This window comes from Oleiphilus sp. HI0128, assembly GCF_001635365.1.
The window spans coordinates 1-9,639 of the sequence record NZ_LWGG01000920.1 but is presented as its reverse complement, the minus strand read 5'-3'; the positions used below and the strand labels follow the sequence as shown (position 1 = coordinate 9,639).

The window sequence follows — 9,639 nt, the reverse complement described above, 5'->3', positions numbered from 1 at the left end:
TTTTTTGCTGTGTACTGGTTACGAACTTTGTCTTCTAACTTTAAAGAAAAGTCTTTGTAATCAAGAGGTTCATTTGTTTCTGGATTAATTTCAAATAAGGGGACATATATAATTGTCGATTTGAAGTCATCCGAAACTAATCGGCCAACCTGCCCAGACTTGAGCACATTTTGTCGTAGAACTTCTAGTGACTCATCAGACCCATCATATCCATCAGGAATAATCGGTCCGCCCTGAAAACCTTCTTCAGTAACTTCCACCCAACGGACATTGGGAGTCCATAGAGACTTCATTCCTGAGCGATCTACGCCTGGAAGGTAAAACAACTCATCTGTTATTTCACTCAAGGTCTCCATATACGCTTTGTCAAAGACGTCACCATCTTTAACTGCCACCGCAACGCGTATTGAGTTACCTAGATTTTCCAGATCCTCCCTATTCTCCATCATATTGACGATAAACGGGTGCTCAAGCGGAATTAAACGCTCGAATGAAGCATCCGGTTTAATTTGTGCCGCATTGAAACCCAAGAAAGCCGTAATCAATGCAAATATTGCAAGAATCACAGGTCTGTTTGAAAATATTAGCCGTTCAATGACACTACCTGAACCGACAGCTTTAATCTGCTTGCCTGAAGCGCCCTTATCTGAGTTTGACATCCATCAATCCTCTTAATCTCTAGTCGTTATATCTTATATAATTAGTTATGTTGCCAAAGGCACTTACAAGTTCAAACCGCTTGGAGTGGTCAAGTTAACACCATTTTCCCCTACCAATACCAAGCGCTCTGCGTCGATATAGACTGAAGATGCATTTCCTAATCGATTTTCGCGAATTGTTTCAACAAAAGTTCGTCCCCCATCACGACTTAGAATAACCACGCCGGAATTTCCCACGACTGACACTTTCTTGCTTCCGTCATGAGAAGCAGACATTAGAGTCCCTTCGGTCTTCGTTTCTACTTGCTCCCATGTATCGCCATTATCTTCGGAGCGATACATATTGCCTCGCAAACCAAAAGCCAGTACAACGCCTTCATCCTGTGTTCCGGCGACGCCGAAAAATGACCCGCTATATGGACTATCGAGAGTTTCCCAGGTTTCACCCTTATCGGTTGAGCGGTATAGCACGCCACCCTCACCAACAATAAATAGGGCACCACCCTTAACTTCGTTCACTGCATTTAAGTGAAAGCGGTCAGGGTTTTCAATTCGGCTACCATAGTTCTGCCAGGTACGTCCGCCATCGGAGGTCTTAAACAGAAAACCGTAAGCACCCACTACAAAACCTTCTTTTGAAGAACTGAACAACACATCCAGCAAGGGTTTACTCGCACCAACTTGAGCATCGAACTTCGCATCGTCTAAAGCGTAGCTAGCTTCTTCCAACTCGTATTCCAAGTCTTCCAGCTCATCTTCAGAAGCTGTTTCCATTTGTCGTTCAAACTGCTTCAGACGCTCTTCGGACTGAGTAATAATCATTTGGTTTGCCGAGTCACCGTCAAATTGCTTGACCCAAGTTTCTCCACCATCGCTAGTGTGCAAAATGACACCCGAGTGCCCTACAGCCCAACCGTGCGTTTGATCGACAAAACTTACTGCCGTTAACAATACCGATACTGGTACAGAAGCCTGAGCCCAGCTTTTTCCTTCATCATCAGAATAGACAATATGCCCACGACCTCCGACTGCAACAAGTCGGCTGCCCGCCTTGTCAACATCCAACAAGAGGCTATTCGTTGCCATAGAAGTTTTAACCGCGGGCGTTTTAAGTACATCTTCGACCGCATGAGCAGGAGTTATTAGACTTACAACGCTCAATGAGCTAGCCAGAACACCAACTTTTAACCTAGACAGTAGACTGTTCATTTATCAACCTTGTACATTTGAATATATCCCATCAGACACCCTCAATATTAGACATTTCAACATTAACCACGAAAGCCGCCTATACAATAGCGGCCCATATTCAGTGAATATTAAAACAACACATGCCTATTTTGAGTTTCTTTTTAAGCAAGCTGAAGAGCTCCCTTGCTCTATGTCTATATTTTGTTATCGGCCTCTACGTCTTAATGACGAAGGCTTAAAGTAACGCTTGTTTGGTACCTTATTTTCAAATACAGGTGCCTGTTTTTCTTCTGAGTATAGACCATTCACACTATAACGACGTGCTTGTAGATCGTGATATACATCACCACTGGACCAAACGCCTGGCAACTCATAATAGTTCTTTAAGAGCGCATTACTGACTCGCCAAAGTTCACCACGGTTATCGTACTGATCCACCATAGCAATTCCCCAGCTGTCTTCATCAACATAGAACACACGTTTTTTATAGATATGACGAGCCCCTTTCTTCAAAGTAGCTTCGACAACATGTACACGATGCAGTTCCCAGCGAACATATTCAGGATTTAAGTGACCCGGCATAACCAAGTCATCGTATTGAACACCTTTCTGACCGACCTTATAATTGTTATAAGGAATGAAAAACTCCTTAACACCTTTGTAGTCCCAGTTATATCGATCAGGGGCTCCATTGTACATATCTGTATCATCTGCAGTACGCGTGTTGTCAGACGAAGCAATGGGGGAATCATAAGCCAAGTTTGGAGCACGTCTCACTCGACGCTGGCCTGAGTTATAGTCCCACGCACCTCGTTTGTCTTTAACCTGATCCATAGTTTCGTGAACTAGCAACGCACCACCTGCCAAACGGGCGGGCGCTTTATTGAAAGTCAAAAAGTAAAACAAAATATTGTTAAGCTTTTTAAAGCTGCCTTTAGGGTTATGGAAGTTAAAAAACACTTCCGCCTGCTTGGTAATCGGAGAAAAAGAACCATCTCTCTGAACTGGCACTTCAGTCGAACGCAAGATTGCAAAAATACCTCTCCATCTAGTCAAATGATTCCACATTGTCTGAAGGGCTTTATCTTCATTCTTTCCATGTAATATTGGAAAAGGAATACCACCGTATGCGTTCTGAATCCCCACCCCGCCTTTGGATAAAGACGATGTTTTGGCATTTTTCTTGGTATTTTCTAGGACCCAATCCGGCATCGAGTGCGAACGATGGGTTGGATATACATTGATCTTGAAGCTACTTGGGTATGCTTCAAACAAAGCATACTGACCTGGGGTCAGATAGTTTTTAAAACCTTTGTAGTTACTGTCATCAATGGTGAATTTGATATCATCAGAGGCAAAAGGGTCGATATGATGCTGCCCTGTCCCCTCATACCCCATTGGGGCTTCGGTAATCCCCCCAGTCCATGCAGGAATAGTTTTATTTTTATTCCCGGATTTTATCGAACCGAACGGCGTTAAAGAATTCCCTAACTTATTAACTTCTTTCGTTGAAACTTTCGCATTTGCATTGAGCGCACCCAAAACCAGCGCTAGCACACTACAAAGCAAAATAGACTTGTTTTTCATATGATTACCTTGAAACACACCCATTGTTGTATTACTACACTCTAAAATCGCCACACCCATTGTTGTATTACTACACTCTAAAATCGCCACACTCATTATTAACGAGAGTGGTCGCCCGCATCTGGATTAACATTTTTTGGCCTAAACCTGTTATCGCTGATACTGGCAAAACCTTCCGATAATACTTTTCAATTTCCTTCAAAAAGATTAGCCATGCTATTAATTTTTAGCAGATTTTTTCGATCTGTCTATTTTAGTTTTGTTATGAAATATATCTAAGGAAGGTTTTGAGCAAAAAACAGACTAATGAGTGCATCACCTCTCATGCAGGACGGTACGAAGGGCGAAACTATGCTCAATGTGGCCCTAGCAAGCTGAACCCTGTCAGCTCAGCTTGCGGGCAATTATTTTTGGACTTATTTCAAAAGAGCTTAAACCGGCTTATACAAGACTTTTCTCGACAACTTCTCTAACATCTTTTGAGAGCGCCTCTTTCGATTGAATCCTTTCAATCTGCTCGCACATTAACTTCTGTCGATTATCATCAAACTGCTTCCATCGCGTCAGGGGAGTCATAAGCCTTGCTGCAATTTGAGGATTCATATCATCTAGTTTGATAATAATATCGGCGAGAAACTCGTAACCTTCTCCCGACAGGTCATGGAAACGAACCAGGTTCTGACCACAATAGGCACCCACAACCGAGCGAACCTTGTTAGGGTTGGTTATATCAAAATCTGGCGTTTCCATTAATGCTTTTAGGCGCTCTAATGTCATAAACGCAGCACTTGAAGACTGAACAGAGAACCATAACTCGATAACCTGAGCATCGTCCTTCCACTGAGCATGAAAGGCTTCTAGTGCTTGCTCAGCCTCTGAGGCATCTCCTGAATTTACCAAAGCGCTCAAAGCAGAAAAGCTATCAGTCATATTATCAGCATTTGCAAACTGCTTTTTAGCCAGGTTAATAACATCTGCCATTTGACTTGCAGATGAACCACCTATTGCTGACATTAAAGATAAAGCCGCATTTTTTAATGCCCGTTGTGACATAGAGCCATAATCCAAAGCAGGTAATTCCGACTCAACAATATTGTCACGATAAACTGCATATAGCTCGTCACCTAGCTGATTAGCCAAGGCCTGTCGAACAAATTCTCTTGCAGCATGAATGGCATCAACATCTGCTTGCTCCGCCAGCTGCACAAGATAGCTCTCAGCGGGTAGCATCAGCATCTTGCAAACCATTGCTTTGTCTAAAGAGCTATCTGTGAGCAAACCTCGATACGCCTCGACAAAACTCTGGGGTAACACCAGCTCCAGCCCTTGCTGATAAGATTTGATTAAGCCCTGCAGGATGCGCAATGCCAATGCCTGCCCTGCCTCCCAGCGGTTAAAACCATCGGAGTCATGCTGAAACAAAAATACCAATTGCTCATCAGTATACTGATAGGACAACTTGACCGGAGCCGAAAAGCCTCTTAGTAATGATGGAACCGGTTCTGCTTCGATACCCTCAAAAACAATTGATTCTCGTGCTTCGATTAGCTCAAAAACACATTCTTTAGCGCCATCCGCAATTGATAAGGGAAGCTCCTGCCCTTCTGAGTCCAACAATGCAATAGATACAGGGATATGAAACGGCTCTTTTAAATCTTGCCCAGGTGTTGCAGGGCAAGACTGACTCAAGCTCAAGGTATATTGTTTGCTATTGGCATTATAGCTAGAACTCACTTGCAGCTCTGGCGTCCCGCCCTGATCGTACCAGAGCTTAAACTGTTCCAGATCCATCCCGGAAACGTCAGCCATTGCCGAAACGAAGTCTTCAGTTGTGACCGCTTGCCCATCATGCCTGTCAAAATATAAATCACTCCCTGCCCGGAACTGCTTCGGCCCTAAGAGAGTATGCAGCATGCGAACAACCTCTGCCCCTTTTTCATAAACCGTCAGGGTATAGAAGTTTGAAATTTCCATATAGGAAGCCGGACGAACCGGGTGTGACATCGGGCCTGCATCTTCAGCAAACTGTGCGGTTCGCAGAACATTTACATCCTCGATACGTTTAACCACGGAGGAATTCATATCGGCAGAAAATGCTGAATCCCTAAATACGGTAAACCCTTCTTTCAGGCTTAGCTGGAACCAATCTCTGCAAGTAACTCTATTGCCAGACCAGTTGTGAAAATACTCATGTGCAACAATCGCCTCAATGCGCTGATAACCCGCATCTGTTGTTGCATCGGGCTTTGCCAAAACACAGGATGAATTGAAGATATTCAGACCTTTATTCTCCATGGCGCCCATATTAAAATCGTCCACCGCGACAATCATAAATATATCCAGGTCGTACTCTCGCCCGTAGACTTCTTCATCCCAGCGCATCGACCTTTTTAAACAATCTAGTGCGTAATCGCACTTATCTGCATTCTTATGATCAACAAAGATCTTCAGGGCCACCTGACGTCCAGACATGGTTTTGAAGGAGTCTTCATGGCAATGTAAATCACCTGCCACCAAAGCAAACAAGTAACAAGGCTTTGGATGAGGGTCGTGCCAAGTAACAAAATGACGATTATCTTCCAAGTTTCCCGACTCAATAGCATTACCATTGGAAAGCAGGTTCGGGTAAAGCGCTTTATCAGCTTCGATGCGCGTCGTAAATACCGTTAGTACGTCAGGACGATCCATGTAATAGGTAATTCGTCTGAAACCCTCGGCTTCACACTGGGTACAAAACATTGACGAAGACTTGTACAAGCCTTCCAACCGCTTGTTATCTTGCGGCTTAATCCAGGTTTCACACTGCAACTCAAATTTCGCGGGTACAGATTCTACCGTTAGAGATTCGTCATCTAGAAGGTATTCACTCTCTTCCAGCTCACGGTCATCTAACTTTATACTTTTCAGCTCAAGGTCTTCACCATTTAGTGACAGCGCCTCGCCTTCACGGCCAGCGACTCGCTCGATAAGCTGCCTGGCTTTTACCAACGCTCCGTTTTCAAATAACTGAAAGGTTAAATCAAGTGACGTAATCTTAAACGCAGGCTCAAGATAGTCTTTGAGGTATATCGTCTTTGCTGATTCACTCATGCATGCTTTCCAAGTATATGTCTTACTCGACGTCTAGCGAGACGTCGTAGGACGTAAATTTTCGAATATTTAAGCAACCGGTATCGAGAATCATATATTGCCCTTTAATGGCAATTAAGGTCCCCTCCACCTCATCTTGTTTATCAAAATTAAAGGTTTTAGCCTTTTCTGGCCAAGATAAGTGTGGGTATTCAAATTCCCATACATCCTGCTCAGTCAAAGCAGTAATCTCACCGGGGAATTGCTCATCAAGCTCGGCCAACTTATCCTGAGCCAGTTCCATTAGACGGTCACGTTCAACCAAAAGATCTATATCAACGACCTCATGCTTCAGCATTTTCCGCCAATTAGTTTTGTCCGCCACCCACTCTTTCAGCATAACTTCAAGCAAACCGGAAAGTCGTCGGGACTTAACTGAGAATATAGGCAATGCAGCAATGGCACCCTGATCTATCCAGCGGGTAGGCACCTGGTTATGACGGGTAATCCCGACTTTCAAACCAGTTGAATTCGCCAAATAAACTATATGCTCCTGCATACAGTGTGTTTCACCCCATTCCGGCTCACGGCAGGTACCTTGTGCATAATGACAAAGCTCAGGGCTCATAATACAGCGGTCACACTGGGCCAACTTGGTAAAGCATCGATAACAGTAACCTTGGTTAAAGCTCTTGTTGGTACGCTTCTGACAATGAAAACAGCGAATCTCGCCGTTAGAACGAAAGCGTAATTTCTTGCCAAGATAATCTGCAGGATTGCATTTTGTATCACCAAAGTTCAAGGTGTAACTTACCGGGTTCCCCTGACTCACTGTCATTTTACTTAAATGACCTGATGCAACTTGATTCATTAATCGTCTTCTTTGTTAGTGCAATATACGGATAGTCGACTCATCATCACTATCGTCTTTTGGCCCGCATGGGGAGGTCTTTTTCGTTGTATCAACATAGCCGGTTCGATTGCTTTCATCGAGTCCATGTTTTACTTCATAAAGCATGACCGCCTGAAGGCATATTTCTTTTTGCTCACGAGAGAGGGTCCGGCCATCGGGCCACTTTCCCAACTCTATCGCTTGTTTGAACTTTTCGTAAATTTCTTTAGGAATGGATTCAGCAGCATCTTCAAACTTCATAAGTTAATCCTAGAAGAACTTTGAGTGCCATAGCATGCACTCAAGAATTTGTAACAAGCTAGCGAGAATATCAATCCCTGTAACGCTACTCAAGAATAAACAAAAAAGATCAAGCTCAGTGGTTGACAATGCAAATGATAACAATTATCATTTGCATAAGTTGAGCTCCCAGCGAAGCGCAATCACTCTACTTTAGAGCGATTACCTTTCACCGGAAATCAACTTGGTCTCTCTCATCTCTACACATACATATGTGAACTCCGTTAACCTCGGGCCAAAACATTTGGCCCGGTGGATAACGGAGTTTTTTTATACTTTCTTTTCTATAACACGCTCATTCACATACAGGGTAATTGCCGCCCAAACCAGACCCGACAATAGGCCATACAGGTGTGCGGCATTAGCCATTCTCCCCCAACCCAACCACTCAGTGACAGGCGTATAACCAAGCAGTAGCCAGACCAAGCTAAACTTTAACAATACATTAGGGAAAAAGATGTTTTTATCAAACATCTTCCATAACCAGCAATAACCTACCAAACCATATACCACTCCCGACAAACCACCGAAGAAGTACCCAGTTTCGAGAAGCTGAGCAATATTTGAAATAATGGAAACAAACATCGTCAAGGCAATAAACGAAACGGAACCTTTTTGCATTTCCAGCTGGCCACCAAGCACCCACAACATTAACAGGTTGAAGGTGATGTGCATGACGTTGAAATGGATAAAATCCGGCGTAACCAAGCGCCAGACCTGGCCGCTGATAAGCACATCAAGCATTGCATTCCAGCGCCCACTGACTGAGTTCATATCCAAACCGGAATTAAAGGGATCAACGATCAAAAAAGATCTAAGCAGCGCACCGCCTTTACCAAAGTCGGTTAGAAAAGCAAAAGCCACACTAACAAAGATAAGTGTAAAAATCACAGGAGCTTGGCTTGGTTTAGCCCTCGTGTATGCCACCAGGTCCCTCGGCTTACGAAACACTTCACGACGCCGATGCTGGTCCTGCATTTTATCAAGCTGCTCAGCTAGGCCACTACGATACTGAGGTTCTGTCATGTAGCGTTCAAGCGCACTCAAGACCTGCTCCTCATAGCCTTCATCATCTAGAATCAAAGCTTGTTCACCCTGATTTTCAATGACTCGATGGGCCACGCCCTGAAAATGGAGCCATTGACTAAAGTCCGAAAGATCCAAGTCTAGTGGAATGGGTGGTATGCGACTCATGTCCGGGTAACGTCCACCGACACAAACTTGTCTTTACTCAAGACTCTCTCGCCATCCATTCGGTAAGCCACCAGCTGGCCATATTTCACCGCGCTATAATCCAGGCAAGCAATATTGCATTGAATAGGCTCTGGCTCACCAGACATCCAGTAATGACCCACAAATACGGGCGCCTCTGTTGTTGGGTAGGTCAGTAATTGCTGCTTCTCTATCGCCGACAAAGGACGCTCAGCCATTTCTGGCGGCAGTGGGTCGGGTTGAAAGACAACATCATTGTATATCTGGGGATCATCACTCCAGAACTTTGTGCGAAACATGCTTCTCGCCAAGCCATCTTTGCCTAGAATGGTTTCACCGTTTGGCAGCTCCAATGCGGTACCGCGAGTTAACTTGTCAATAATTCGGCTAGCGAAAGAACCAGAGACCGCAGACTCGTGCAAAAAGTCCATACTAATGCAATGGTCTGGGGAATAAGATTTTAAACGTTCAATCGCTAAACTATCCCAACAAGCATGAACCACTCGGAAGTCTTCTTTTTCAATAAAAAGAGGGATTTCATGAAACCACGATAGAAACTTGTGCCATTCGGAGCGATGAGCATCAAACTGCTCCAAGGTCTCTCGAATAAGTCTGTGATGACGAGCGTTGTGCTCGCGCAAATACTGCATGCCACTACCTTGACGACCCTCTGTGCAGTAACAGAGGGTCGTCAAGGTAGTGGCATGCAGTATTTGCGCGAGCACAACG

At 44.2% G+C, this 9,639-nt stretch carries 7 protein-coding genes and 1 pseudogene; all 8 read right to left on the bottom strand.

The genetic code is table 11. From position 1 onward, the window contains the following. A pseudogene (locus A3763_RS15010) lies at positions 1–659 on the bottom strand (RND family transporter); the annotation flags it as partial. A 63-nt stretch (positions 660–722) separates the two neighbouring features. Then, positions 723–1,868 carry a YCF48-related protein gene (locus A3763_RS15005; protein ID WP_068507666.1) on the bottom strand — a complete coding sequence of 382 codons (1,146 nt, stop codon included), beginning with the start codon at positions 1,866–1,868 and terminating at the stop codon, positions 723–725. A gap of 186 nt (positions 1,869–2,054) precedes the next feature. After that, positions 2,055–3,437 (bottom strand): DUF1329 domain-containing protein, encoded by a 1,383-nt coding sequence (locus A3763_RS15000; RefSeq protein ID WP_068634380.1) that lies wholly within the window; start codon positions 3,435–3,437, stop codon positions 2,055–2,057. A 441-nt stretch (positions 3,438–3,878) separates the two neighbouring features. Continuing rightward, positions 3,879–6,527: an aminopeptidase N gene (gene pepN / locus A3763_RS14995; RefSeq protein WP_068510513.1), complete on the bottom strand. Its 2,649-nt coding sequence runs from the start codon at positions 6,525–6,527 to the stop codon at positions 3,879–3,881. Positions 6,528–6,549: 22 nt separating this feature from the next. Continuing rightward, positions 6,550–7,377, bottom strand: coding sequence for a DUF2797 domain-containing protein (locus A3763_RS14990; protein ID WP_068506812.1), 828 nt, complete (start codon positions 7,375–7,377; stop codon positions 6,550–6,552). 15 nt (positions 7,378–7,392) lie between these two features. Beyond that, entirely contained in the window at positions 7,393–7,659 is a 267-nt protein-coding gene (locus A3763_RS14985) for a YeaC family protein (RefSeq protein WP_068506813.1), read from the bottom strand. Positions 7,660–7,968: 309 nt separating this feature from the next. After that, on the bottom strand, positions 7,969–8,892 hold the full coding sequence (locus tag A3763_RS14980; RefSeq protein WP_068506814.1) for a rhomboid family intramembrane serine protease: 924 nt from the start codon (positions 8,890–8,892) through the stop codon (positions 7,969–7,971). After that, the coding region (locus A3763_RS28725; RefSeq protein WP_068760193.1) for a serine/threonine protein phosphatase at positions 8,889–9,639 on the bottom strand (751 nt) is incomplete at its 5' end. The genes A3763_RS14980 and A3763_RS28725, both read right to left, overlap by 4 nt.

What these genes read in the sequence shown, in the direction of transcription:
- A3763_RS15005 (WP_068507666.1), bottom strand. Translation starts at nt 1,868, where the DNA reads ATGAACAGTCTACTGTCTAGGTTAAAAGTTGGTGTTCTGGCTAGCTCA.
- A3763_RS14985 (WP_068506813.1), bottom strand. Translation starts at nt 7,659, where the DNA reads ATGAAGTTTGAAGATGCTGCTGAATCCATTCCTAAAGAAATTTACGAA.
- A3763_RS14990 (WP_068506812.1), bottom strand. Translation starts at nt 7,377, where the DNA reads ATGAATCAAGTTGCATCAGGTCATTTAAGTAAAATGACAGTGAGTCAG.
- A3763_RS15000 (WP_068634380.1), bottom strand. Translation starts at nt 3,437, where the DNA reads ATGAAAAACAAGTCTATTTTGCTTTGTAGTGTGCTAGCGCTGGTTTTG.
- A3763_RS14980 (WP_068506814.1), bottom strand. Translation starts at nt 8,892, where the DNA reads ATGAGTCGCATACCACCCATTCCACTAGACTTGGATCTTTCGGACTTT.
- pepN (WP_068510513.1), bottom strand. Translation starts at nt 6,527, where the DNA reads ATGAGTGAATCAGCAAAGACGATATACCTCAAAGACTATCTTGAGCCT.